This window comes from Sphingorhabdus sp., assembly GCF_023910635.1.
GTDB lineage: Bacteria > Pseudomonadota > Alphaproteobacteria > Sphingomonadales > Sphingomonadaceae > Sphingorhabdus_B.
In genome coordinates, this window is record NZ_JAAVVZ010000009.1 from 37,844 (window position 1) to 61,168 (window position 23,325).

Sequence of the window (23,325 nt, forward strand, 5' to 3'; positions counted from 1 at the left end):
AAAAGCCGGTCAAGCTAAGCCGAGCGAGGCTGGTCGCGCGATAGGTATTATTACGGACCAGAGGTTTCTTCGGAGAACATTGTTCCGGAAAAAGCAGTCAATCCGTGACTATACGGAACGCATTGGCCTGCCGATTCAACTATGACGGCCCTTTGAATAGGAGGTTATCCTGCAAACCCGAACTAGGTTGGCTTCACCTGGTGTGTCGAACATCACAGTTGCCCATCAAGCACGTCCGCTGAGTTGCGGAGCGAAGCATTAACAAAGGCGCGCAGATTGATGGGTAACATTGATAATGGAGGAAATGTCATGAACGTCCATCTGTCTCGCAGACGCGCACTCTCGATTGCGGCCTCGCTATCTGCAGCCATGCTTCTTACGTCCTGCATGACGCCGACGCCTTATCAGCCCGAAATCAGGGGCAAACGTATTCACGGTGGTTATTCGGAAGAACATCTGGGCGATAACCGCTACCGCGTCACCTTTGACGGCAATATGTTGACATCGCGCGAACGGGTCGAGGGGTATCTGTTATACCGTGCCGCCGAGCTGACCGTTGAAAAGGGTTTTGACTGGTTCCGCATTGTCGATCGCGAAACCGAACGTGATCGGCGCACTTATGTTGAGCCTTCACCCTTCTACCGGCCTTGGTATGGTTATGATTATTGGCGCCCCTCTTGGCGTTATTACCGGCCGCGGTATGGCTGGAACAATTGGTATCCCTATGGCCGTGATCCCTTTTGGGCAGACGAGATGGATGTTCGGACCGTCGAGGAATATGAAGCGCATGCCGAAATCATCATGGGCCGAGGTGCGGTGCTACATGACAAGACCGTGTTCGACGCGCGCAAAGTGCTGGAAAATCTGGGGCCGTCGATTGAGTGGCCGAAGGACCGATAATCAAATTGAAGATATGCGGGCAGATCGCAGCCCGAAAGCATAAGCCTCGTTAAGCAGCGATATCACTTCTGCGTCGCTGGTCTGGGTGAAATCGCGGTAGAATGCGCCGACGGCGCCAAAGGGTTCGTAGGTCTCAAGGCAAATCACCTCATCACACTCCGACCCGAGATCAGCCACCACCGAAGGTGGCGCGACGGGAACTGCCAGTACCAGCCATGCCGGATCATTCTTGTTCGCTCCACGCAGCGCGGCCTTCATCGTCCCGCCGGTTGCGATGCCGTCATCGACAACAATCACCGTTCGCCCCGTGATCGCAATCGGCTGATGGTCGCCGCAATAGACTATTCGTCTTCGGTCAATTTCGGCGAGCTGACGACGCATTTCCTCGCGAATGTAATTGGGGCTGGGTGCAAGGTTTCGGATGATTGTCTCATTGAGCACCAGTTGTGGACTCGCTCCATCAACCACGGCGCCTATTCCGAGTTCTTCATATCCGGGGGCACCAATTTTGCGCACGAAAAGCAGGTCGAGTGCTGCGTCGAGAGCCTTTGCCACCTCGAACGCCACCGGAACCCCGCCGCGTGGCAAAGCCAGGATGACTGGATGATTGGTCGCAAAGCGCGTGAGGCGTCTGGCGAGTTTCAGGCCAGCGTCGTGCCGGTCTACAAATGGGTAATCTCGGTCGAACACTGTCATTGCTCCCCCTCTTTGTAATGCGCGAAGTGGATGGCGAACCACTTTCGGGCGTGGGCAATAACCTGATCGAGTGTTCCGGGTTCTTCGAACAAATGGCCTGCGCCCGGCACGATCAGGATTTTCTTTGGGCAGGTTAACGCCATGAACGCCTGCTGGTTGAGCGTGATAACCGGCCCGTCGAGACTGCCGACCAGAAGCAACGTCGGAGCCCGTACCGAAGGCAGCGCTGCGCATGCCATGTCGGGTCGACCACCGCGCGAAACAAGCGCGGCGATTGCCGCATCATCCGCTGCTGCAATAAGTGCTGCCGCTGCACCAGTGCTGGCGCCGAAATAGCCGATGGGGAGGTGACGCAGTTCGCTATTGTTCCGCACCCATTTTGTGGCTGACCTTAGCCTGTCTGCAAGCAACTCAACATCGAACACATTTCGCCGATGCAATTCTTCTTCATGTGTCAGAAGATCGAGCAATAATGTTGCCTGCCCATGCATGCGAAGCGCAGCCGCAACATGATTATTGCGGGGGCTGAGCCGCCCGCTGCCGCTACCATGGGCGAAGATGACAATTCCTGTCGAAACGGGCGGTACGCCTAACAGCGCACGCAGACGATGCGGTCCAACTAAGATCTCTTCAGACGTAATATCGATCCGCGCCACCATAACGCTACAACCCGAAAGGATAGGTTTCGGGCGCACCAAGCGGCCTTTCATGACCGAGCGGCGTTACCGCCTTGGTTCGTTCAAACCAAACATATGCATCGAACTGGTCCGCTAATACGGCCTCAAAATAATGGCTGAGCAGCTCGGTTTCGGGGCGATAGACAACGCCTATTGCTCTCTCGAGCAGGGGCTCGCGCAGTATATGTGCCAGAGATTGCCGTGTCCGCCCCCGCCAGTCGGTCAGCGTCCGCGCAAGGCCCGTCAGGCGAAAGGCATGCTCGTAGCTGTCGGGGCGGGCAGGGCGGATCGTCTTCACCTGCATGTCTGCGCCCCAGTCACTCGCTGCCGCTACTGTGCCGGTGTCGGTGCCAAAGCCGATCAGTACTGCGTCGTCACCATAAGCCACGCGGCATAACTGGCCGATGTTAAATTCTCCGTTCCAGCCCATCGCGGTCGCCGATGCATCGCCAATATGGGAGTTATGGGCCCAGACAACAGCCTTTGTACCAACACCACGGTGTGCGATTACCGCTTGCAGCGTGCTGAACATATGTCGGTCGCGCAGGTTCCACGAACTAGCTCCGCCCTGATAAATGGCGCGGTAATATCGCTCTGCCTCGCGCACAATTCGCGCGTTTTGTGCCGCATCGAACCAAGCTTCGCCATCGTTGGCCAGATAGCCCAGCCTTTTGTCGAGTAAGGTGTGCAGTTGTTCAATTGCTTTCTGCTCACAACCCTGTCGTTCGCCGCGGACCACTGCGCGGCCATATTTTGCCGGTTCATACTGCCACGGGGTCAGGCAACCATAGCGCCGACGGGCCAGCACTGCCTCTTTTGGGTCAACCTTATCGAGATAGGTCAGAACAGAATGGATGGATTCGCTGAGGCTGTAAACATCAAGCCCATGGAAAGACACTTTGGTTCGATCGGGCCTGGCTTCATTATGACCACGCATCCAGTCGGCAAAGGCAAGCAGCTCGGCATTGCGCCACATCCAGGTGGGGAAACGCACAAAGCCTTCGCCGCGGCGCGGACGTTTTTCATGATGACGAACATAGCCGTCAATCCGGGCGGCATCGGGCCAATCGGCCTCAACCGCAGCCACAGTGAAGCCGTGGTGTTCAATCAATTGTCGAGTGATCGCCGCGCGCGCATTGTAAAATTCTGACGTGCCATGCGTCGCTTCGCCGAGCAAAACCACCTGCGCGTCGCCAAAGCGGCTGAAAAATTGGCCGAACGCTTGCTGCTGCTCTGGCGGAGGCAACGGCTCTGCATATTGGCGCAAGGCAGTAACCAGACGCTCCGAGACAGTCCGTTTTGGTTTTTCTTGCGCTAAAATATTGCCCATGGCTGACTCCTGGGAACATCAGTGACTCGTATTCTTACTGTGTTCGATATGGCGGCGACATCCGGTTGATTGCGTATCTGGCGGTTGAGTCAGGGCATTGGCCGAGGCCTAAAATACAAGCTGCGCTGAACGAATAGCTTCCTACGCAACATTGCGTATCCCATCTGCAAGGCATGCCGTGCAAGATGTCGGAATGACTTGGAAAACCATACGACTCGAACTCGCCCGCACCCGAGAGTTCCCGGAAGGATCTACCGCGCATGCATATGTCTTGCGGCTACCGATTGACGATAACGGTTTCATTGAACGGTCGGCGATGAAACATCCGGCCGAAAGCCCGATTGTCCATCGCATGTGGCCTGGCGAGCACGACCGGAACGGGGTTGTTATCTCTAGGCGGACTGGATGGGCCTTCTCCTACGAAGTCGGCGACGCGGATGATGAGGGCATTTTCCATCTCGAACATCATCCAATCAAACCAGGCGAATATCTGACGATCACCGAGGCCGGCGGCGATCGACTGCCGTTCAAGGTGGTAAGCTGTAACAGCTAGGGTCAGGACCACTTAAATCCACCTTCGCGGCGTCAAAATGGCCTCAAGAAGATCCCTTTCTCGCCCGCAATGACAGGATATGATGCCATCCGAAATGCCGTCCGCAAAATCGCCATATTCGACGCCCATCCAGACCCCGAACCGGCCCGCTATGTCCATGCGCTTGCCGATTCCTATGGCGCGGGTGCACGTGGCGCTGGACATGAGGTCCGGCAAATCATGCTCGGCGGTATCAATATTCCGATCCTGCACAGCCGCGAAGACTGGATGCAAAATGACGCGCCCGCGGAAGTAAAGTCGGGGCAGGACGCGATATTGTGGGCCGACCATATTGTCTTCGTCTACCCTCTCTGGCTGGGCGACATGCCCGCCTTGCTGAAGGCGTTTCTGGAACAGGTGCTCCGCCCCGGAACTGCACTGCAATATGGCGACAGCGCGGCACCGGAAAAGCTGATGAAAGGAAAATCAGCGCGTTTGGTGGTGACGATGGGGATGCCTGCCATCTTCTATCGTGCCTATTACGGGGCGCGCAGTGTGCGCAGCTTCAAGCGCAACATATTGGAACTGGTCGGCATCGATCCTGTGGAAACATCGCTGATCGGCAATGTCGAAGGCAGCGCTAAACACCGCGAGCGATGGCTGGAGCGGATGACCGAATATGGTGCAGCGGGAAACTGACCATCAGATCAGGAAAAAGCCGATAGCGACAACCCCCATCACCCCTGTCGCCAGCCAGCCACCAACGGCGAGCCTACCCGAAACCGCCAACTTGCCCATCACGTTGCGGTTGGTCGATATCAGCATCATCACCACCATTAACGGCGCTGCTAATATACCGTTGACGACCGCTGCCCAATAGAGCGCTTTGATTGGATCAATACCGATATAGTTGAGCGTCAACCCTGCTATGGTGGCGACGGCGATAGTCGCATAAAAAGCCTTGGCCTCACGTGGCCTGCGGTCGAGGCCTTCAACCCAACCAAAACTTTCGCTGACCGCGTAAGCGGCCGATCCTGCGAGTATCGGCACTGCCAACATGCCGGTGCCGATAATGCCAATGGCGAACAACGCGAACGCGAAATCTCCGGCAATTGGCCGAAGTGCTTCGGCGGCTTGCGCGGACGATTCAACCTCCGTTATCCCATGCGCATTCAGCGTGGCCGCCGTTGCGATCACGATAAATAGTGCGGTCAGGTGGGAAAAACCCATCCCTACCATCGTGTCCAGCCTGATCCGTCGCAACTCGCTACCGGCTCGGCGTGGTGCCACGCACAGCGGCTTCACATGTCGGCGATGCTGCTCCTCCACTTCTTGCCCTGCCTGCCAGAAAAATAGATAGGGGCTGATCGTTGTACCTAAAATCGCAACTAGGGCCATCGCATGCGCGCTGTCGAATGTGAAATTTGGTACGAACGTGCCGTAAGCCGCGCTGGTCCAATCAACCCCTGCGACAAAGACCACGGCGACGTAGGAAAACAGCGTCAGCGTACCCCATTTTAGGATGCGAGCATAATGCGTATAGCTCACAAATATTTCTAGAAGCACGCAGATGATCGCGAACAGCCCGGCATAAACCATCACCGGGCCGTTGATCAGCAGGCCTAGCGCTGCCCCCATTGCGCCGAGGTCAGCGCCAAGATTGATGATGTTAGCAATGAGCAGCAGGTTGACCACCAATTGCAGCAACCAGCGGGGATAGTGGCGACGCAGATTTTGCGCGAGGCCTGCGCCGGTGACCGTGCCGATTTCCGCGCTGATCGCCTGGATCGAGGCGAGCAACGGATAACTGAACAGGATGGCCCAGCCCATATTGTAACCAAATTGCGCGCCTACCTGACTATAGGTCGCCACGCCGCTGGGGTCGTCATCGGCGGCGCCGGTGACAAGCCCTGGTCCTAATTTGCGCAGTGCGCTGCGGAGCTTGCCCACATTGAATCCTCCACGTTGCTCGCTGGTGTTTGGGCTTTCGTGTCTTGCTTTGCGCATAATACCGTTTGGCATGACCGCGTCTGCCACCGCATCCGTATTTTCCCTGATATGGCACCTCGGTACCGAGCGGTAAGTTCTGTCCAATCATTTTATCGCAATGTTGCGCTATCAGCGGGAGAGCTATCATGAAGACCCTTCTACTCCACGTCCAAGACGATCCAGGAATGGAAGCGCGCTTGCAAGCTGCGCTTTCCATCGCACGCGCGACATCCGGCCATGTTAGTTGCCTGCACATAACGCCGATCAGCCTCTATATCGCATCGGACGGCATCACCGGCGCATATATGATGCCCAATTTATCCAAAGTGCTGGACGATATGGAAAAGAAAATGCGCGCCCGTATTGAGGGGCATCTCGAAAATGAAGATGTATCTTGGAGCTATGAGCATGTCGATGGCGACCCGGCGCAAGAAATTGTTAGCCGTTCTTCGCTCGCTGATTTGATCGTGCTGGGTCGCTATCATCATCGCGAAACGCGCCATACGCCGATCACGCTGATCGGTGACGTTCTGCAAAGCTGCAGGGCACCTATCTTGGTACAACCGCAGGAGTTGGATAGCTTTGATGTATTCGGGCCAGCCGTCGTTGGGTGGAACGGCAGCTTTGAAGCGGCCAACGCACTTAGGGCCGCGTTGCCGCTACTTAAAATGGCATCAATGGTTCACATCGTAACGGTTGAAGAACCGCAAGAGCATATGCTGCCGTCGCTTTCAGCATCCACCTACCTGTCACGACATGGTGTCACATCCGAACTGCACACCCGCCCAGTTTCTGACAAGCCAGTTGAAGACGCCATCAGGGAAACCGCAGCAGTGATGGGTGCGTCCTATATCGTGATGGGCGGCTATGGCCATAGTCGTGCCCGGGAATTCTTGTTTGGCGGCGTAACCCGAACGCTTCTAAAGGAGTGCCCAATTCCGCTAATCATGGGTCGTTGAGGCTGGATGATCGTCGGCGATCTCGCCTATCGCGATTTGGGAGTCGCCATCGCAGCCGGGCTTCTTGTCGGGATTGAGCGCGGCTGGCGTCAGCGCGATGTGACGAAGGGTAGCCGGGTCGCAGGCGTGCGTACTTTTGCGCTTCTTGGCGGACTAGGTGGAATGATCGGTCTGTTGGCGCGACAACATGGCATTTTCATACCAGCGATATTGCTGGGCGGTGCTGTCATCATGCTAATCATGGGTTACGCCCGATCAATGCCCGGCCCGAAAGATGTCAGCGTCACCAACGTCGTCGCGGCGCTGTTGACGCTTTGCTTGGGAATACTAGCCACATCGGGGCAGCCTGCTTTGGCTATGGCGGCTGCTGCAGTCGTCACCATGATCCTCGCTTCGCGAAGCGGCCTGCATGCGTTGATCCAAAAACTGGGCGAAGAAGATGTTATTGCGCTCGCACGCTTTGCGATCATTGCTGGGGCGATTTGGCCTTTTCTGCCCGATGCGCGTTATGGTCCTCTTGATGCGTGGAACCCGCAGCAGCTCTGGTTGGTGGTCGTATTCGTAACGGGTCTATCCTTTGCCAGCTACGTCGCCAGCCGAAATTTCGGCGCAGAGAAGGGTATATTGATCACAGCAGCCATTGGTGGAGCATATTCGTCTACGGCAGTTACCGCATTGCTTTCACACCGGTTGCGAAATGATGAAACAGGACATGGCACATTGTCAGCGGGAATTGCGCTGGCGACGTCGATCATGTTCGTTCGGGTGTTGCTGTTGACTGCGGTCATTGCCGATTTTGCTTTCTTACCTGTCTTGAGATTGGTCGGTTTTGCGGTGTTAGCAGGAGTGATCGCCGGGCTCGTTCTGCTTCGGGACCGTTCTCCGGTCGCCTCACAGGAACCCGCGCAACCGAGAAATCCGATAGCGATCATTCCCGCAATCGGATTTTTGGTGCTGGTCGCGATCATGGCAGTCGCTGCGCGCTGGGCGGAAGCGAGATTTGGCGGTGGCGGAGCTTTGGCACTGATTACGGCTATCGGTGTGTTTGACGTCGATGCTGCGATCATCACGCTCGGCGGCCTTACCTCTGGGAGCATCGACCGTAACTTAGCCGGGCTGGCGCTCAGTGGTGCCGTTCTCGCCAATATGCTGGTCAAGATCGGAGTCGTCATACTTTATGCGGGCTTCAAGCGCGGTCGGAGCGCAATTTTGGCCTTGTCGGCGGGTGCCGTAAGTTTGGCAGGCGCGTGCGTACTCGTCATATTTACGTGAATAGGAGCTAATGAAAATGGAACCAGTCGAGATCATTTTCCACGGCGCGGCGGGCACAGTGACGGGCTCTTGCTTTGAACTTAGGGGAAATGGCAAATCGATCATTGTCGATTGCGGGATGTTTCAGGGTACACGCTCGCTGGAGGCGCTGAATCATGAAAAACTGCCCTTCGATGTAAAAGCCATCGACGCAGTTATCCTTTCCCACGCACATCTTGATCATAGCGGGCGGCTTCCCCATCTGGTCGCGAGCGGGTGCCGCGCGCCGATCTGGATGACCGCACCAACCGCAGACATTCTCGAGCCGCTACTGCTTGATTCCGCTAAGCTGCAAACCGCCGACGCGGATCGACGCAACCGCCGGCCAGACCGAATGGCGCTCACACCTTTTGTCCCGCTCTACACGGCGGACGATGTCATCTCATGCATCGGGCAGATACACGAAACACAATATTGCACGTGGAATGAACTTGGCGATGGCGACGGCTTCCGGTTTTGGGATGCACGTCATATCGTTGGCTCCGCATCCGTCGAGCTTACGCTGGCGGGGCAACGCATTCTTTTCTCGGGCGACATCGGGAGCGGCTCGGCAATCCACTGCACCGAGGCCGAACTGGGGGGATATGATCAGATTATTTGCGAGTCGACCTATGGCGGCCGAGCGCGCGAACCGGTGCTGATAACCGAACGCCGTGAACAGCTTGCTGGGTATGTCGAAGAGACGATGAGCAGGAATGGCAATCTGCTAATTCCGGCATTCGCGGTCGAACGGACACAGGTTGTGCTGGAGGATCTGATCGCCTTGTTCGAAGGCAAACGGCTTAAACCATATAATGTCTTTGTAGACTCGCCGTTAGCCGAACGTGTCACGCGCGCAACCCAGCGACACCGTCATGGCGGATATGATCTGCTGTCGGTGCCGAACATCCACTTCACGCATAATATTGAGGAATCTAAGCAAATCAACAGCATGACCGGCGTTATCATCGTCGCCGGATCGGGCATGTGCCAAGGTGGACGGATCCGCCATCATCTGTTGCATAATCTGCCACATAAACGCGCCCGCGTGTTGCTGGTCGGTTATCAGGTGGCAGGCACGCTTGGTTCAGTGTTGCGCGATGGCGCGCACCATGTGCGGATTTCGGGACATGATGTGCCCGTCAGGGCTGACATAAGGACGCTCGATTCCTATTCGACCCATGCCGATCGACCCGCGCTACTCGACTGGATTAAGTCTCGCAGTCCGGTTTCCGGGACGGTCTTTCTCGTCCACGGCGAAGAGCAGTCGCTTACGACGCTGGCAGACGACATTCGCAAAGCCGGATTAACCAAAAAAGTCGTTGTACCGATGCTCGGGGAGACCTGGGCTGTTACCGCCAGGCATGCAGCGACACGCCTCGGGGCACCGAGGAGCGACTTGCATGCTCGCATCAAACCACGCGACTGGACGGCAAGTCTGGCTGCGCTTGAATCGGGACTTGCCGACCGACTTCGTGCGCTGCCGTCAGATGCAGCGCGCGAGCGCGCGTTGGCATCACTCGTCCGTACTTTGGAACGTGCCGAAGGTCGCTAGGGAAAATACGTAAGGAGCTTTCCCAATTTGCCGCGCATCACGGGGTCATCAATATAACGCATATGGGGGATCAATAATTCATCAAGATTGAGGAGAATTCCGATGAAGACCGACAGTCAATTGCAGAAAGATGTGATGGCCGAGCTGGAATGGGAGCCGCGCGTTGATCACGCGAATATTGGTGTAGCGGCTAAGGACGGGGTCGTTACCCTGTCAGGTTTTGTAAGCAACTATGCGGCAAAACTTGCCGCTGAAAAGGCTACGCGCCGCGTGAAGGGTGTGCGGGGTATTGCAGAAGAAATCGAAGTGCGCTTTGCTTCAGATGCCAAAACAGCAGACCCCGAAATCGCCAAACGGATTGCCGATATGTTCGATTGGAGCGTGACGATCCCCAATGGCAAGATAAGCGTAAAGGTAGAGCATGGCTGGGTGACGCTAAGCGGCGATGTCGGCTATCACTATCACCGGAAAGCCGCGCGTGATCTGGCTTCGCGGATAACGGGCGTCAAGGGAGTGACCAATCTGATCGAGGTCAAGACAAACCCATCCCCATATGACATAAAGCAGAGCATCATGGACGCTTTTAAACGTTCGGCCGATCTTGATGCCAGCACCATCAGTGTGGTGGCTGACGGCGATACCGTCAAACTCTCTGGCAAAGTCCATTCGGGCTATGAACGACGGATTGCAGAGCGCGCGGCATGGGCTGCGCCCGGCGTCAACCGGCTGGAAGACAACATCATGATCATTTAATTTTTCCATTACCCCCTTTTTGCGACCCGAGGGGGCAAACTGGGCGGGCTTTGGTTCATTTAGGACTGAAGCCCGCTTTTTTTATAAGCGGGTTTTCTAGTCGCTTTTGGAATAGCCTAACCGTTTAAACGTGAAGCTTAGCGAACTATGACCTTTGCCATTTTGACGCCGTGGAGGTCGATTTAAGTGGTCCTGACCCTGGATCATGGAAGTTCGGCGGCAGGCCCGTTTCGGGGAGGTGAGCAGGAACCTGCCGCCTTGGGCATCGACGCTAGTTGATAGCGCCGAATTTCAGCTATTGATCGGAATCTTCCGCGATTGCTCTATTGCTGCTGCGCTTTTAGGTATGTGCACCGAAAGTATACCGTCTCGCATCTTGGCACTGACCTTCTCATGGTTGATGCCCTGCGGCAGTTCAATTGAGCGCTCGAACCGCCCGTAACGGCGTTCGGAAAAGACGTATCCACTTTCCTTTTTTTCGTGCTCTTCGCGCTTTTCTCCAGCTATTCGAAGGATGCCGTGAGACAGCTTTATTTCAACGTCCTCGGCCTTCATTCCGGGCATTTCAGCGACCAGTTCGAATTCGTTTTTCTTGTCTTTCAGTTCCAGCGCTGGACCGGAAAGTTCCTGCATCCGCTGGTTCAAATTGACACCGATCGGGTGGCTCCAAAACTCTTCCAGCACACGGTCAATCTCGTTGCGCATGCGAGCCAGTGGTTCCCATATATTCTCGGCGCTATGTTTGACCGGAACGCCGGTCGATATTTTTTCAAGTCGGGTCATTACATCATCCTAACAATGCATATTTGGAGTGGATCAATATGAGCAAATTAGACGCCCAGAACCTGCCTCGAAACTCCGAAGAATCCCCTAGGCGCAACTACGTAGTTGCCCGCATTGCGCTTTCGTCGGCGCCAGCCAACAATAATTGTCAAATAATGTAAATAAGCGTAGCTTGTTCATAAGGGGAGCGAGTCGTTGGATACAAGTTCCGGCACTGTTGAATTTGACCGGATGGGATTCACAGACGCAATTCTGGCGACATTGCAGGAGGCTGTGGCGATCATAAGGCTGGATCACCGACTGGCGCATATCAACCCTGCTGGCCTTGAGTTGCTTGGTGTAAACTCGTTCGATGAAGTGCCGCATGACGCGCCGTTGTCGCTGATCGATCCGGCGCATGCGCAACTATTCAAAACGCGCTATATGAACATTTTAGCGGACAAGCGCAAAAACGGCGATCCCCCTCTATCGCTTGACGTTCACACCATCGACGGTGAGCGTAGGTCGGTGGAATGCCGGATGGCACCGCTAAAGGAGAAGGATGGTAGCCTTGCTGGGATAGTGGTTACTGCACGGGACGTCAGCGCGCGTGAAGACAATCTCCGCAGCATTTCAGGCAATGCAGCCTTGCTTTCAGCGGTACTCGCAACGGTGCCTGATCCCATGATCGTTGTAGACGAGCACGGAGCGATCACTTCCTTTAGCAGCACAGCACAAACGCTTTTTGGTTATTCCGAAGAAGAAGTGCTGGGTGAAAATGTAAAAATGCTGATGCCAGAACCCCATCGCGGCATGCACGACGATTATATGCAGCACTATCTCGAAACAGGCCAAAAGCGGATTATTGGCATTGGCCGCGTTGTAGAGGGACTGAAAAAGGACGGCAGCCAGTTCCCGATGGATTTATCCGTCGGTGAAGCGCGGACGGGGGATCACAAGGCATTTACGGGTTTTATACGTGACCTGACGGAGAAGTTCGAGGCAGAGGCACGGATGCAGGAATTGCAGGCCGAGCTAGTACATACTTCGCGACTAAGCGCGGTCGGCACGCTGGCCTCTGCACTGGCACACGAATTGAACCAACCGCTGACTGCGATTGCCAACTATATGACTGCGAGCCGTGATCTGGTAAACGACTTCAAACCCACAGCTATCAGTTCACTGCGTGAAGCCCTCGATGAGAGCTCCAAAGAAGCTATGCGAGCAGGCAAGATAGTGCGGCGGCTACGCGATTTTGTTTCTAAGGGAGAAATTGACAGTCGTATATTGCCGCTGAATAACCTGATCAATGATGCGACGACGCTGGGACTGGTGGGCGCACGCGAACAGGGGGTATCTTGGTCAATTGAAGTAGCACCGGATATCGACAATGTGCTTGCTGATCGCGTGCAAATTCAGCAGGTCATGGTTAATCTTATGCGCAATGCCATAGAGGCAATGGCAGAATCTCCTACCAAACACTTGGCAATTCGCGCCCGTCCACTGGGCGGTGAGCAGGTGGAAATATCGGTCTCAGACAGTGGGCACGGTGTTCCGGACGAATTGATAGCCCAATTGTTCCAGCCCTTTATCACGACCAAAGCGCAGGGGATGGGGATGGGCCTGTCGATTTGTCGCACAATAATCGAGGCGCATGGCGGCCATATATCGGTGGAATCTGAACGCGGCGTGGGGACTATTTTCAGGTTCACTTTGCCGCGTGTCTTGAAGGAGGGTCAACATGTCAGCTGAAAAACTCGTTCATGTTGTTGATGACGACGATGGCGTGCGTCGGTCGGTGGCGTTCATGCTGAAACATGCTGGATACCGAGTTGAAAGCCATATATCGGGTGTCGAATTTCTGAAAACAGTCAAACTGGCGGAGCGCGGCTGCGTGCTGTTAGATGTGTGTATGCCCCAAATTGACGGGCTTGAGGTTCAGCAAGAAATGGCCGTACGCGGCATTGATATGCCAGTGGTCATTCTTACCGGGCATGGCGATATTGCCGCAGCGGTAAAGGCGATGCGCGCGGGCGCCGTCAATTTCCTCGAAAAGCCTTATGAGAAAGAAGATCTGCTTCATGCGATTGAAGAGGCATTGAGCCGCATTGACCGGTCGGATGATCGCGATATGAAAGCGGGAGAGGCAAAAATCCGGCTGGCAAGCCTTACTGGGCGAGAGCATGATGTCCTGAACGGACTGGTCGCGGGCTATCCCAACAAAACGATAGCTTATGATTTGGGTATATCGCCGCGCACAGTTGAAATTTACCGTGCCAATATGATGGAAAAGCTGCGGGTACGCAGCCTATCTGAGGCGTTACGCATCGCTTTCATTGCTGAGGATAATGGCGAAACAAGCGTGCCCGTTCAAACGGCGCTGCCTCAGCCCGAACAATGATTCTGCTGTCTATGCCACCGACAGGATTTCATGCTTCATACATGTCCAGCAATTTGGCCACGTCTAACGCGGTGCGACCGGCATAATCCTTGTCTATTTCGGCTATCAGCCGCGCCTTGATGTCTTTAGGCAAATGTTTCCGCATTAGGCCCAATACATGTGGCGGCGCGATCAGGACTGCCCGCCTGTCATCATCGTGCATGTGGAAGACCAACAGTTCGGCCATTTCCAGAGTAAATTCATCTTCAGCCTGTTGATGCAGGTCTGTCATTTCATAGGCGCCGCGCGCGTGGCCGATGCTCTGGAAACTACGCCCAGGCTGGTCATTGCCAAGCTCAGCTGTCGAAGGCGAATTCTGCACTTCTTCGATGAGCAGTTCCAGTTGTGGCACCCGCACGCTACCCTTGTTCCGGAACAGCGACATCCGCGCACCGTCTAAGGCCATTATTAGCATATCATGGGCAATCAGCATGCTCCATCCCCTATCCTTGAACAATTACCACGATCATTACCGATCGTGACCCGCTGCGCGATAGGTATTGCTACGGATCGATAGTCTTGCGGGGCGGCTGCCGGAACAAGACCGGTTTCATCGCCTCCAGGAACAGCAGAACACCGACGCTCCCCGCAAAAGCCAAGAAAAAATCTGATGCGTTCAAAGAACTGAACTTCAGCAAGGTAGTAGTCATGGGCACAGACAACATGAGGAACGACATGACTACGAGGCTCAATAGGACATAGAGCAACGCTTTGTTCTTTCGTCCCAACGCCCAGATAACCGAAGCAGCATAGGACCGGTTCACAAAGATCAGCGACAGGATGGCGGCGACGAGGGTGAAAAACACCAGTGTCCGGACATGGCTTTCTGCGAAGCCCTGCCACAGTGCAAAAGCGTAAATGCCTGACAATATCGCAAAGGCGGTAGCGCCCTGAAAAATGCTCCAGGCAATCATGGTCCAGGAAAATAAACGCTCGTCCGGTGCGCGCGGCGGACGGGTCATGATGTTAGGCTCTTCCTCTTCGGCCTCGAAGACAAAAGCACACACCGGGTCGATCACCATTTCGAGCAATGCGATATGGATCGGCCCAAACAGGATGGGAAGACCGAGGAGTAACGGCATCAGCGCAAATCCAGCAATTGGAACATGCACGGCAAAGATAAACGCCATCGCCTTGCGGATATTGTCGTAGATACGGCGGCAGCATCCGCTTTGTGCGCGCTGGCTTGGTGTCCTGGCCGCAAGTTCTCCCGTTGCTGATGGTATCTGCCCCGCTCGCCTTTGCAGGCGGGCTGGTGCCGCTGAAACAGGTCATGTTCCTCACGATATTGGGTGGCGCATTGTTGGCGTCGGCCATCGCGCTTTTTCTCCAAGCGGATAAGATGACGCCGCGCGCAGTTCCAAAGCCATTGTTGTTGGCGCTTTCGGGCGGCGTAGGCTTGCTCGCTGGCCTGTCGGGTATCGGCGGCGGCATATTCATGGCACCAGTCTTACACCTGATCCGGTGGGCAGAGCCACGCCGCATCGCCGCCTTCGCGTCGCTTTACATATTGATCAACTCGGCGGCGGGCTTGCTTGGTCAAATACTGAAATCAGGGGCGCATTCGCTTGCCGAGCCTGCGCTGCAATATGGACTGCTACTCGGCGCTGTGTTGGTCGGCGGACAATGCGGCAGCCTGTTCGGCATGCGCTATCTCTCCCCACGCTTATTACGGGTGCTGACGGCCTCACTGGTCGGCTATGCCGCGCTCCGGCTACTCTGGCAGGCCCATGGGCCAGTTTAGAGATTGCTGAGCCAGAAAAAATGGCTGCTTCGGATGGTGGAAAATAGCGGGGTTTGGGTGTTCCAAGGTGGGAATACAACTCGGGGCAATTGCGTCATACTGGCGGATATCTTCATCGACGGATAACTCTGTGGTCAATGATGCGCAGTATAGGCACGGTCAAGGGCCCTCGAAGACTTTGTTGCCCAATTCTAAGAGGATCGAAGCCAGTTTGTTACGCAATCAAGAAGCCCGTGCTTATCGAAGGGATCCAAAAACACCCACTGCCCATTGGCGTTAAATTCAAGAAATACTAAGTCGTCGGTATCGCCAACTGTCATGAAATCGTAGCGCCCAAATTCGACGCCCAGCTTATTTGACAAGCTGAGTATTTTGTCAGCGAACGTGCTGCCCAGAGCCATTGGTTCCCATTCTTCAACAAGCATTTCAACATTTTGATCTGCTCGCCAGTCAAGTCCGGAAAGCCCCGCGCGACTTCTACGAAAGGGAAACGACTGCCCGTCGCAATAGAACACAGTCACGTCCCAAGCGCTGTCAATCTTGGATTGCAAATACCAAGGGAATGAGGGATCAATCTGCGCAATGTCCACTTGCGTGGTCATCAAAGCGCCCTTGCTATCCGATAACTCAGATGCCAGGCTTTTCGCCACGATTTGAGCGTTATCAAACCTTGACGCATTAAATTTTCGAAATGTTACTAGTGTATCGGGGACAGAAAAATGTTCCCTGGCAAGTCCAAGGATCGTCATTTTCCCAAGCCTGTTATGGAAATCAATCGAGTTGCCCTTGGCTAGGCCCCGAGCTTGGCACCAGCCATATATATCGCGCAGAGTGTACTTCACTTCTGCTTGAACAAATTTATCGTCTTGCGTGAAGAACGCAAAAGCTTTCCACCAATAGGCTCCGGTGACGGACTCGGAAGTGATCTCGCGCCCAGTGGGGTTTCGTATCATCCAGCCATGTTCTGTGAACGACAGATCATATTCCTGCCACAGGTCGTAGTTGAAACGAAAAACGTCTTCACCGTACGACAGGACAATCTGATCAACTGTCCCATCGTACGAGCCTGAAAATAGGAGCAGCATTATGTTTTAGCAATCGCCTCGTTGGTCGCTATCGTTATCGCTGTCCGTTGGCTTTCCGTCATAAGCGAAAGTCTGAGTGCCACTAAATGTGGTCGTAGTGAAGCAGTAAGCCGTGCTACTTGCCAGCGTTGCGCCTAATGCAGTTTGGGTGGCATGGCTGTAAACAGGTGTTTGAATGGTATAGGCAGGCGCAGCAGTAGCGAGCATGAGTGGGGTAATCAAAAGAACAGCAGACATTAGGTTTCTCCCTCAAAAGTTGTAAATCCGAATCCAAATATCCCAATATGGGATATACTACAAGGGGTTATAGATAGATGGCCGATGAAAAAATCGGTCCACAGCGAACCTTACTTGGTCTTCGCCGCCCTTTTGGTGGGTGCGCGCAAAAGAACGGGTATGCGTCAGATCGAGCTCGCCCAAAAATTAAACAAGCCACAGTCGTTCGTTTCAAAGTTTGAATGTGGCGAACGGCGGCTGGATGTAATCGAATTTCTTATAATCATGGATGCATTAGGCGAGGATCCCGTTGCAATATTAACCGAGGCGTCAAAGGCTTTGCATGGAAACCAAGAATGATGAGCGCTCGCTTCTGCAAGGGGGTATAGCATGTCGGCCTGCCGTGCTAATAGGCCAGAATAGGGGGTGCCACCCGGTGTGGTCTGGATGGGTAGGTTTTTGAAGTGGGGGGGTGTAAGTAACCGCGCTGCAATGTCAGCATGATAAGTAGCTGCAAGATGACGGTGAAACCTAGGTAAAACCTTTGTTCAACCGGCATTTGTGTTTCCCCGAAGGGGATGCACTTAAGTCGTTGAAATTATTGGCTCCCCGGGAGGGATTCGAACCCCCGACCAATTGATTAACAGTCAACTGCTCTACCACTGAGCTACCAGGGAACAGCCCGATATGTTCAGGCAGAGGCGCGCCTATAGCAGCGCTTTTTTGCTTTTGGCAAGCGCCCATTGCCCGTTCAGACAATAAATTGTTCCATCGATATACGATCATCCAAGGCATGTTCCGGATCGAACATCAAAGTCAGCGCGCGGTTGCGGTCCAAGGCGACTTCGACATGTGCGATATCCCGGATTTCGCGTTGATCTGCGACCGCGCTCACTGGCCTTTTACTCGCCTCCAATATTTTGATCCGGATGACATAGCGGTCGGGCAATATTGCGCCTTTCCAACGGCGCGGGCGAAAAGGGCTGATGGGCGTCAAGGCGAGCAACGACGAGTCCAGCGGCAAAATGGGGCCATTGGCGGATAAATTATACGCGGTGGAACCGGCAGGCGTGGAGACCAATATGCCGTCGCAAATGAGTTCGGGGATGACTGCTCTGCCGTTGACCGAAATCTCCAGCTTCGCCGCCTGACGTGTTTCGCGCAGCAGGGAAACTTCGTTAATCGCGGGCAATGTGAATTTTTGACCGCTGATGGTGGTTATCTCCGTCGTCAACGGACGGACAGAAAAGGACTTGGCGCGTTGCAAGCGGCGGGGAAGGTCATGCACGTCCCAGCTATTCATCAAAAAGCCAATGGTGCCGCGGTTCATGCCATAAGCGGGAATGTCGCGGCGGCTTTCCAATAATTGGTGCAGGACCTGAAGCATGTGCCCGTCGCCACCCAGCACGATGACCGCATCGGCGCTGTCGAGTGGCACAAATTCATGCACTTCGCGCAAAAGCGCCTCGGCTTCACGGGCTTGCGGGGTTGCCGATGAGATGATCGCAAGTTGCATATTTTGGTTCATCCACCTGTTGCGTTCATATGTCGCGCGAGCCGTAAATCGGGCTGCGCAAGCTGTGTTTCGAATTCATGGCGTTGGGGTTTAAGCCGCAAAGCCTTTTGAAGCAAATGATCGACATCTGATAGGGTGTCCTCACGCAGCGCTTTGCGTAAATCGACATGCAGTTCCGAACCAAGACACATGTAAATCTTGCCGTCGGTGGTCAAGCGGATCCGGTTACATTGGTCGCAGAAATTATGGCTCATGGGGGTGATGAGGCCAAGGCGAAAGCCCAATGGTTCGACGCACCAATAGCGGGCAGGGCCTGCGCTCTTATGCGCTAAAGGATGGAGATCATAAAGTGCGCGCAACGGCGCGGTGAAGTCATCAAGCGCAATGTAGCTCTCTTCGCGTTCCGAAACGCCAGCGCCCAAGGGCATGGTTTCTATCAATGTGAGATCAAGCCGATTTTCCGCACAGAAATGCGCCATCGGCAACAGCGCGTCTTCATTCTGCTGCTTCAGCGCGACCATGTTGATTTTGACATCCATATTGTGCGCGCGCGCCGCAGCTATGCCGGCCAACACTATATTGAGATCGCCACCGCGACTGATGCGACGAAACGCGTCGGCGTCGAGCGTATCGAGGCTGACGTTAATCCTTTTCATGCCCGCCGACGCGAGCAACGGGGCAAATTGCTCCAGCCTGCTGCCATTGGTTGTCATGGTCAGTTCTTCGAGCCTGCCATTGCGCACATGCTGACCAAGTGCTGCAATCAAGATATGGATGTCGCGCCGCACAAGGGGTTCGCCGCCGGTAAGGCGGATTTTGCGGATGCCATGGGCGATGAATCGCTCCACCAAAACTAGGATTTCGTCGTAGGTCAACAGGTCGCGATGCGGCAAAAAGCTTTGCTGTTCCGGCATGCAATATGTGCAACGAAAATTGCAACGGTCGGTCACCGATATCCGTAAATAGTCGATATTGCGTCCGAAACCGTCAATCATTTTTGCGATGTAAGCGCAAAACCGTGCAGACGAAAGCTTAATCCAACAGCGGCAATAATGAGGGCAGGATTATTCTGCGCGCTTCGCCGTTTACACCCAAGTGCTTCGACGCTTTGACCCGAAGCTGCGTTCAGCCCGATTTGCGCGCCAGACTGGCGAGGCCACGTGACAGTTGCAAACATCCGTTTAATCGCGCCACAGGGTCGCCCCAAACGCGGTTGATCACCAGCTTGCTATCGGGGCGCAGCTTCGCCGTTTGGCCAAGCTTGTCGACATAAGCGAGCAACCCAGCGATATTGGGCGGCGTGTCCTGATGGAAGCTGACCAATGTCCCGCGCGCCCCGACTTCGATCTTGGCGACTTGCGCGATAAGCGCGTTTTGCTTGATCTGGATAAGCTTGAGCAGGTTTTGCGTGGGTTCGGGGATCGGACCAAATCGGTCGGTCATTTCCGCAGCGAAGCCTTCGACGTCTTGGCTTTCTTCGAGGTCGTTCAGGCGGCGATACAGCGCCATGCGGACCGACAGGTCGGGGACATAATCTTCGGGAATAAGGATTGGGGCGTCGATGGTGATTTGCGGTGAGAAGCTGCCACGTGGTTTGGCCAGCCCCTGCGCGCCCGCGCGGGCCTCAAGGATCGCTTCTTCCAGCATCGATTGATACAATTCAAAGCCGACTTCTTTGATATGGCCCGATTGTTCATCACCCACCAAATTGCCTGCGCCGCGAATGTCGAGGTCATGGCTTGCAAGCTGGAATCCTGCACCCAGGCTATCCAGATCGCCAAGCACCTTCAGGCGCTTTTCTGCCGTCTCCGTAAGCACATGGTTGGGTTCGTGGGTCAAATAGGCATATGCGCGCGTTTTGGAGCGTCCCACGCGCCCGCGAAGCTGATATAATTGCGCAAGGCCGAAACGGTCGGCGCGCAGGATGATGAGGGTGTTGGCGCTTGGAATATCGAGGCCGCTTTCGACGATGGTCGTTGAAAGCAGCACGTCGTATCGCTTTTCATAAAAAGCGCTCATGCGCTCCTCAACTTGTGTGGGCGACATTTGGCCATGTGCGGTAACATATTTCACTTCGGGTATTTCGGTGCGCAGATATTCCTCAACCTCAGTCAAATCTGAAATGCGCGGCACAACGAAAAAGCTTTGCCCGCCGCGATAATGCTCGCGCAGCAAAGCCTCGCGCAGCACGACCGGGTCCCACGGCATGACATAGGTGCGCACGGCCAGACGGTCGACCGGTGGGGTTTGAATGACCGACAGATCACGCAAGCCCGACATTGCCATCTGCAATGTGCGTGGTATGGGAGTCGCGGTGAGCGTTAGCATATGCACGTCGGTCTTGAGCGCCTTGAGCTGCTCCTTGTGATTAACGCCGAAGCGTTGTTCTTCATCCACAATGACAAGCCCAAGGCGTTTGAATTGTAGTGACTTTGCCAGCACGGCATGCGTCCCGATCACAATGTCCACGGTCCCGTCGGCAAGGCCCTCACGCGTTTGCGTGGCTTCTCCGGTGGGCACAAGCCGCGACAGGCGCCCCAGTTTCAAAGGCAAATCACGAAAACGTTCGGCAAAGTTCGCATAATGCTGCCGCGCCAGCAGGGTCGTTGGCGCAATGACAGCGACCTGAAGCCCCGCCATGGCGGCGGCAAAAGCGGCGCGCATCGCAACCTCGGTTTTGCCAAAGCCAACATCGCCGCACACCAGTCTGTCCATAGGCTTGCCAGCGGATAGGTCCTGAAGCACTTCTTCAATCACGCGGAGCTGATCTTCGGTTTCTTCATAAGGGAAGCGGTCAACGAAGCTTGCATAAGCAGGGCCATCAACTTCAATAACCGCGCCCGCCCGTAATGCGCGTTCGGCGGCGGTTTTGAGCAATTCTCCGGCAATGGCGCGGATACGTTCTTTCAGCTTCGACTTACGCCGCTGCCACGCTTCGCCGCCCAATTTGTCGAGCGCGACATGTTCGCTGTCTGAACCATAACGCGACAGCACGTCGATATTTTCAACAGGGACGTATAATTTGTCGCCGCCCGAATAGGTAAGCGCAACGCAGTCATGCGGGCTATTGCCGACGGGGATGGAAATCAGGCCATCATACCGCCCGATACCATGGTCTTGGTGGACAACGAGGTCACCCGGCGTCAGCGCGGCCAATTCGGCCAAGAAAGCGTCCGCCGACTTACGCCGCTTCTGGCGACGCACAAGACGGTCGCCAAGCATGTCCTGTTCGCTCAGCACCACAAGGTCGGGCGTGGTATAGCCATGGTCCAGCGGCAGAACGACCATGGCGGTTTGGCCAGCGGCGACGCCCAAGGCTTGCTGCCAACTATCGACTGCGACAATCGTCGGTGCCTTATGCTCCGCCAGCAACCCCTTCAGCCGTTCGCGCGCGCCACCGGAGTAGCTGGCAATGACTGTCTTGGTTTTGGCGGCATGAAGCGATTTAAGATGCGCGGCCACCGCCTCATACACATTTGCCTTTTGCGCCCGTTCCGGCGCGAAGTCGCGCGCGGCACCAATGCCGAAGTCAACGATATTTGCCGAGTCCGGCTGCGAAAAGGGTGTGACGAGATGCGCGGCATTATCCGCAAACAACTGGTCGAGTTCGTCGCCGCTTAGGTACAGCATTTCGGGCGGGAGCGGGCGATAGCTGCCAGGTTCAGCCGCCTGCGCCTTTACGCGGTTTTCGTGATAGTCGGTGATGGAGTCGAGCCGTGACTGGCCAGCCGCCGTCGCGCCGCTATCGCGTATTACCAACGTGTCAGCGCCGACATGATCGAATATGGTCGCCATGCGCTCTTCAAACAATGGCAGCCAATGGTCCATACCGGACAGCCTGCGGCCTTCGGATACCGCCTGATATAATGGGTCGCCGGTTGCAGTGACGCCAAATCGATCACGGTAGCTTATGCGGAAGCGTTTAATGGCCTCTTCATCCATTAAGGCTTCTACAGCGGGCAAAATGTCGAAATGATCGACCTGATCAATGCTACGTTGGTCCGATGGGTTAAAACGGCGGATGCTTTCAATTTCATCGCCGAAGAAATCAAGGCGAAGGCCGACTTCGCTGCCGGCGGGAAACAGGTCGACAATGCTGCCGCGTATCGCGAATTCGCCAGCGTCGGCGACTGTGTCCACGCGGAAATAGCCGTTGGATTGTAATAAGGACGCCAGCCGTGCGCGGCTTATCTCGCGGCCAGCGGTCAACCGCTCGCCTGTCTGGCGAATGCGGAAAGGCGTCACATATTTTTGAATGACCGCGCTTATGGTCGTGACCACAAGCTGCTTCTTTTTCGTAGGCTGTTGAAGCGCTTGCAAAGTCGACATGCGCTGCGAGGTGACCGCGACCGAAGGCGAGGCGCGGTCGTAGGGCAGGCAATCCCAACCGGGCAGAATCAGGATTTCGATTTCAGGTGCGAAAAAAGGCACGGCATCCGCAATGGCGCGCATCGCCGATTCATCGGGCGCAATGTAGAGCGCACGAGTCTTTGCCGCGCGCGTGAGGTCCGCCAGCAACAACGGCGCAAAGCCATTTGGAACCGACGCAAGCGTTAGTGCTTGGCGGCTGTTTATGATGCGTTGCAGGTCAATCATGACTTATGGGTGCTGAGCCCTTCAGGAAGCACAATGAAATCCAATTGCATCATCTGGTCCATCAACGGGCCAGTAAAGGCCGGGTCCGGCGCAGCCGTGCCGAGCGCCCATGCCATGATGTCAACATCCTGTTCATCCAGCAGACGTTCAAACCATTCATACTCAACCGCGCCCCATTGCGCGGAGCAATGATCGAAAAACCCACCGACCATAGCGTCGGCCTCTCGCGTGCCACGGTGGTGCGCGCGATAATGTAGTTTGCGACGATAGGGGTCAGCGTCCATG

The 23,325-nt window shown here is 55.2% G+C and carries 24 protein-coding genes and 1 tRNA gene; 11 read left to right on the forward strand and 14 right to left on the reverse strand.

From position 1 onward, the window contains the following. Positions 1-279 precede the first annotated feature (279 nt). Positions 280-900 carry a hypothetical protein gene (locus HEQ34_RS07280; RefSeq protein ID WP_296199226.1) on the forward strand — a complete coding sequence of 207 codons (621 nt, stop codon included), beginning with the start codon at positions 280-282 and terminating at the stop codon, positions 898-900. Here HEQ34_RS07280 and HEQ34_RS07285 read toward each other — a convergent pair whose 3' ends face one another. From HEQ34_RS07285 to HEQ34_RS07295, 3 genes are read right to left on the reverse strand one after another with little or no spacing between them, the layout of a single operon-like run. Then, on the reverse strand, positions 901-1,596 hold the full coding sequence (locus HEQ34_RS07285; protein ID WP_296199228.1) for a phosphoribosyltransferase: 696 nt from the start codon (positions 1,594-1,596) through the stop codon (positions 901-903). Further along, a complete protein-coding gene (locus HEQ34_RS07290) occupies positions 1,593-2,291 on the reverse strand; it encodes a dienelactone hydrolase family protein (protein WP_296199230.1) in 699 nt (232 codons plus the stop codon). Before HEQ34_RS07290 ends, HEQ34_RS07285 begins: the two co-directional genes overlap by 4 nt. Beyond that, positions 2,260-3,603 (reverse strand): erythromycin esterase family protein, encoded by a 1,344-nt coding sequence (locus HEQ34_RS07295; protein ID WP_296199231.1) that lies wholly within the window; start codon positions 3,601-3,603, stop codon positions 2,260-2,262. The genes HEQ34_RS07290 and HEQ34_RS07295 overlap by 32 nt, the downstream gene beginning before the upstream one ends. A gap of 271 nt (positions 3,604-3,874) precedes the next feature. On the opposite strand from HEQ34_RS07295, the gene HEQ34_RS07300 reads away from it, so the two are divergent. After that, positions 3,875-4,156 carry a hypothetical protein gene (locus tag HEQ34_RS07300; RefSeq protein ID WP_296199234.1) on the forward strand — a complete coding sequence of 94 codons (282 nt, stop codon included), beginning with the start codon at positions 3,875-3,877 and terminating at the stop codon, positions 4,154-4,156. Positions 4,157-4,225: 69 nt separating this feature from the next. Beyond that, the gene (locus HEQ34_RS07305) at positions 4,226-4,834 is read left to right on the forward strand and encodes an NAD(P)H-dependent oxidoreductase (RefSeq protein WP_296199236.1); all 609 of its coding nucleotides are present in this window, start codon (positions 4,226-4,228) and stop codon (positions 4,832-4,834) included. A gap of 3 nt (positions 4,835-4,837) precedes the next feature. Here the strand turns inward: HEQ34_RS07305 and HEQ34_RS07310 are convergent, their stop codons facing one another. Continuing rightward, entirely contained in the window at positions 4,838-6,085 is a 1,248-nt protein-coding gene (locus HEQ34_RS07310) for an NRAMP family divalent metal transporter (protein ID WP_296199238.1), read from the reverse strand. Positions 6,086-6,270: 185 nt separating this feature from the next. Here HEQ34_RS07310 and HEQ34_RS07315 point away from each other — a divergent pair, with 185 nt between their 5' ends. From HEQ34_RS07315 to HEQ34_RS07330, 4 genes are all read left to right on the forward strand, one after another. Further along, entirely contained in the window at positions 6,271-7,083 is an 813-nt protein-coding gene (locus HEQ34_RS07315; protein ID WP_296199239.1) for a universal stress protein, read from the forward strand. 6 nt (positions 7,084-7,089) lie between these two features. After that, on the forward strand, positions 7,090-8,355 hold the full coding sequence (locus HEQ34_RS07320) for an MgtC/SapB family protein (RefSeq protein WP_296199241.1): 1,266 nt from the start codon (positions 7,090-7,092) through the stop codon (positions 8,353-8,355). A gap of 10 nt (positions 8,356-8,365) precedes the next feature. Beyond that, positions 8,366-9,928, forward strand: coding sequence for an MBL fold metallo-hydrolase (locus HEQ34_RS07325; protein ID WP_296199243.1), 1,563 nt, complete (start codon positions 8,366-8,368; stop codon positions 9,926-9,928). 102 nt (positions 9,929-10,030) lie between these two features. Beyond that, positions 10,031-10,681 carry a BON domain-containing protein gene (locus HEQ34_RS07330; protein WP_296199246.1) on the forward strand — a complete coding sequence of 217 codons (651 nt, stop codon included), beginning with the start codon at positions 10,031-10,033 and terminating at the stop codon, positions 10,679-10,681. Between the two features lie 291 nt (positions 10,682-10,972). Here the strand turns inward: HEQ34_RS07330 and HEQ34_RS07335 are convergent, their stop codons facing one another. After that, positions 10,973-11,464, reverse strand: a complete 492-nt coding sequence (locus HEQ34_RS07335; protein ID WP_296199248.1) for an Hsp20/alpha crystallin family protein — start codon at positions 11,462-11,464, stop codon at positions 10,973-10,975. Positions 11,465-11,695: 231 nt separating this feature from the next. Here HEQ34_RS07335 and HEQ34_RS07340 point away from each other — a divergent pair, with 231 nt between their 5' ends. Together HEQ34_RS07340 and HEQ34_RS07345 are read left to right on the forward strand one after the other, a co-directional pair. Beyond that, positions 11,696-13,195 carry a PAS domain-containing sensor histidine kinase gene (locus HEQ34_RS07340; protein WP_296199354.1) on the forward strand — a complete coding sequence of 500 codons (1,500 nt, stop codon included), beginning with the start codon at positions 11,696-11,698 and terminating at the stop codon, positions 13,193-13,195. Beyond that, the gene (locus tag HEQ34_RS07345) at positions 13,185-13,844 is read left to right on the forward strand and encodes a response regulator (RefSeq protein ID WP_296199250.1); all 660 of its coding nucleotides are present in this window, start codon (positions 13,185-13,187) and stop codon (positions 13,842-13,844) included. The genes HEQ34_RS07340 and HEQ34_RS07345 overlap by 11 nt, the downstream gene beginning before the upstream one ends. A gap of 28 nt (positions 13,845-13,872) precedes the next feature. Here the strand turns inward: HEQ34_RS07345 and HEQ34_RS07350 are convergent, their stop codons facing one another. Beyond that, positions 13,873-14,316 carry a host attachment family protein gene (locus HEQ34_RS07350; RefSeq protein ID WP_296199253.1) on the reverse strand — a complete coding sequence of 148 codons (444 nt, stop codon included), beginning with the start codon at positions 14,314-14,316 and terminating at the stop codon, positions 13,873-13,875. A 70-nt stretch (positions 14,317-14,386) separates the two neighbouring features. Continuing rightward, entirely contained in the window at positions 14,387-15,013 is a 627-nt protein-coding gene (locus HEQ34_RS07355; RefSeq protein WP_296199255.1) for a cation-translocating P-type ATPase, read from the reverse strand. 44 nt (positions 15,014-15,057) lie between these two features. Between HEQ34_RS07355 and HEQ34_RS07360 the strand changes: the two genes are divergently transcribed. Beyond that, a complete protein-coding gene (locus HEQ34_RS07360) occupies positions 15,058-15,627 on the forward strand; it encodes a sulfite exporter TauE/SafE family protein (protein WP_296199257.1) in 570 nt (189 codons plus the stop codon). A 191-nt stretch (positions 15,628-15,818) separates the two neighbouring features. Here HEQ34_RS07360 and HEQ34_RS07365 read toward each other — a convergent pair whose 3' ends face one another. After that, positions 15,819-16,712: a hypothetical protein gene (locus HEQ34_RS07365; RefSeq protein ID WP_296199259.1), complete on the reverse strand. Its 894-nt coding sequence runs from the start codon at positions 16,710-16,712 to the stop codon at positions 15,819-15,821. Positions 16,713-16,718: 6 nt separating this feature from the next. Continuing rightward, complete coding sequence (locus tag HEQ34_RS07370) at positions 16,719-16,949, reverse strand: hypothetical protein (RefSeq protein ID WP_296199261.1); 231 nt, start codon at positions 16,947-16,949, stop codon at positions 16,719-16,721. A gap of 84 nt (positions 16,950-17,033) precedes the next feature. On the opposite strand from HEQ34_RS07370, the gene HEQ34_RS07375 reads away from it, so the two are divergent. Next, entirely contained in the window at positions 17,034-17,288 is a 255-nt protein-coding gene (locus HEQ34_RS07375; RefSeq protein WP_296199264.1) for a helix-turn-helix transcriptional regulator, read from the forward strand. Positions 17,289-17,530: 242 nt separating this feature from the next. On the opposite strand, the gene HEQ34_RS07380 is transcribed toward HEQ34_RS07375, so the two are convergent. The 5 genes from HEQ34_RS07380 to HEQ34_RS07400 form a co-directional block, all read right to left on the reverse strand. Further along, a tRNA-Asn gene (locus HEQ34_RS07380) sits at positions 17,531-17,605 on the reverse strand. 74 nt (positions 17,606-17,679) lie between these two features. Then, the gene (locus tag HEQ34_RS07385; protein WP_296199266.1) at positions 17,680-18,456 is read right to left on the reverse strand and encodes an NAD kinase; all 777 of its coding nucleotides are present in this window, start codon (positions 18,454-18,456) and stop codon (positions 17,680-17,682) included. Further along, entirely contained in the window at positions 18,453-19,439 is a 987-nt protein-coding gene (moaA, locus tag HEQ34_RS07390) for a GTP 3',8-cyclase MoaA (protein WP_296199268.1), read from the reverse strand. Before moaA ends, HEQ34_RS07385 begins: the two co-directional genes overlap by 4 nt. 130 nt (positions 19,440-19,569) lie before the next feature. Continuing rightward, positions 19,570-23,040, reverse strand: a complete 3,471-nt coding sequence (mfd, locus tag HEQ34_RS07395; protein WP_296199272.1) for a transcription-repair coupling factor — start codon at positions 23,038-23,040, stop codon at positions 19,570-19,572. Next, positions 23,037-23,324 carry a succinate dehydrogenase assembly factor 2 gene (locus tag HEQ34_RS07400; RefSeq protein ID WP_296199274.1) on the reverse strand — a complete coding sequence of 96 codons (288 nt, stop codon included), beginning with the start codon at positions 23,322-23,324 and terminating at the stop codon, positions 23,037-23,039. Before HEQ34_RS07400 ends, mfd begins: the two co-directional genes overlap by 4 nt. Between the last annotated feature and the right edge of the window lies 1 nt (position 23,325).

Bases quoted from the DNA above. Each gene is read 5' to 3' on its own strand.
- HEQ34_RS07280 (WP_296199226.1), top strand. From the start codon at position 280: ATGGGTAACATTGATAATGGAGGAAATGTCATGAACGTCCATCTGTCT.
- HEQ34_RS07285 (WP_296199228.1), bottom strand. From the start codon at position 1,596: ATGACAGTGTTCGACCGAGATTACCCATTTGTAGACCGGCACGACGCT.
- HEQ34_RS07295 (WP_296199231.1), bottom strand. From the start codon at position 3,603: ATGGGCAATATTTTAGCGCAAGAAAAACCAAAACGGACTGTCTCGGAG.
- HEQ34_RS07305 (WP_296199236.1), top strand. From the start codon at position 4,226: ATGACAGGATATGATGCCATCCGAAATGCCGTCCGCAAAATCGCCATA.
- HEQ34_RS07315 (WP_296199239.1), top strand. From the start codon at position 6,271: ATGAAGACCCTTCTACTCCACGTCCAAGACGATCCAGGAATGGAAGCG.
- HEQ34_RS07320 (WP_296199241.1), top strand. From the start codon at position 7,090: ATGATCGTCGGCGATCTCGCCTATCGCGATTTGGGAGTCGCCATCGCA.
- HEQ34_RS07325 (WP_296199243.1), top strand. From the start codon at position 8,366: ATGAAAATGGAACCAGTCGAGATCATTTTCCACGGCGCGGCGGGCACA.
- HEQ34_RS07330 (WP_296199246.1), top strand. From the start codon at position 10,031: ATGAAGACCGACAGTCAATTGCAGAAAGATGTGATGGCCGAGCTGGAA.
- HEQ34_RS07335 (WP_296199248.1), bottom strand. From the start codon at position 11,464: ATGACCCGACTTGAAAAAATATCGACCGGCGTTCCGGTCAAACATAGC.
- HEQ34_RS07340 (WP_296199354.1), top strand. From the start codon at position 11,696: ATGGGATTCACAGACGCAATTCTGGCGACATTGCAGGAGGCTGTGGCG.
- HEQ34_RS07345 (WP_296199250.1), top strand. From the start codon at position 13,185: ATGTCAGCTGAAAAACTCGTTCATGTTGTTGATGACGACGATGGCGTG.
- HEQ34_RS07350 (WP_296199253.1), bottom strand. From the start codon at position 14,316: ATGCTGATTGCCCATGATATGCTAATAATGGCCTTAGACGGTGCGCGG.
- HEQ34_RS07355 (WP_296199255.1), bottom strand. From the start codon at position 15,013: ATGGCGTTTATCTTTGCCGTGCATGTTCCAATTGCTGGATTTGCGCTG.
- HEQ34_RS07365 (WP_296199259.1), bottom strand. From the start codon at position 16,712: ATGCTGCTCCTATTTTCAGGCTCGTACGATGGGACAGTTGATCAGATT.
- HEQ34_RS07370 (WP_296199261.1), bottom strand. From the start codon at position 16,949: ATGTCTGCTGTTCTTTTGATTACCCCACTCATGCTCGCTACTGCTGCG.
- HEQ34_RS07375 (WP_296199264.1), top strand. From the start codon at position 17,034: ATGAAAAAATCGGTCCACAGCGAACCTTACTTGGTCTTCGCCGCCCTT.
- HEQ34_RS07385 (WP_296199266.1), bottom strand. From the start codon at position 18,456: ATGAACCAAAATATGCAACTTGCGATCATCTCATCGGCAACCCCGCAA.
- moaA (WP_296199268.1), bottom strand. From the start codon at position 19,439: ATGATTGACGGTTTCGGACGCAATATCGACTATTTACGGATATCGGTG.
- mfd (WP_296199272.1), bottom strand. From the start codon at position 23,040: ATGATTGACCTGCAACGCATCATAAACAGCCGCCAAGCACTAACGCTT.
- HEQ34_RS07400 (WP_296199274.1), bottom strand. From the start codon at position 23,324: ATGGACGCTGACCCCTATCGTCGCAAACTACATTATCGCGCGCACCAC.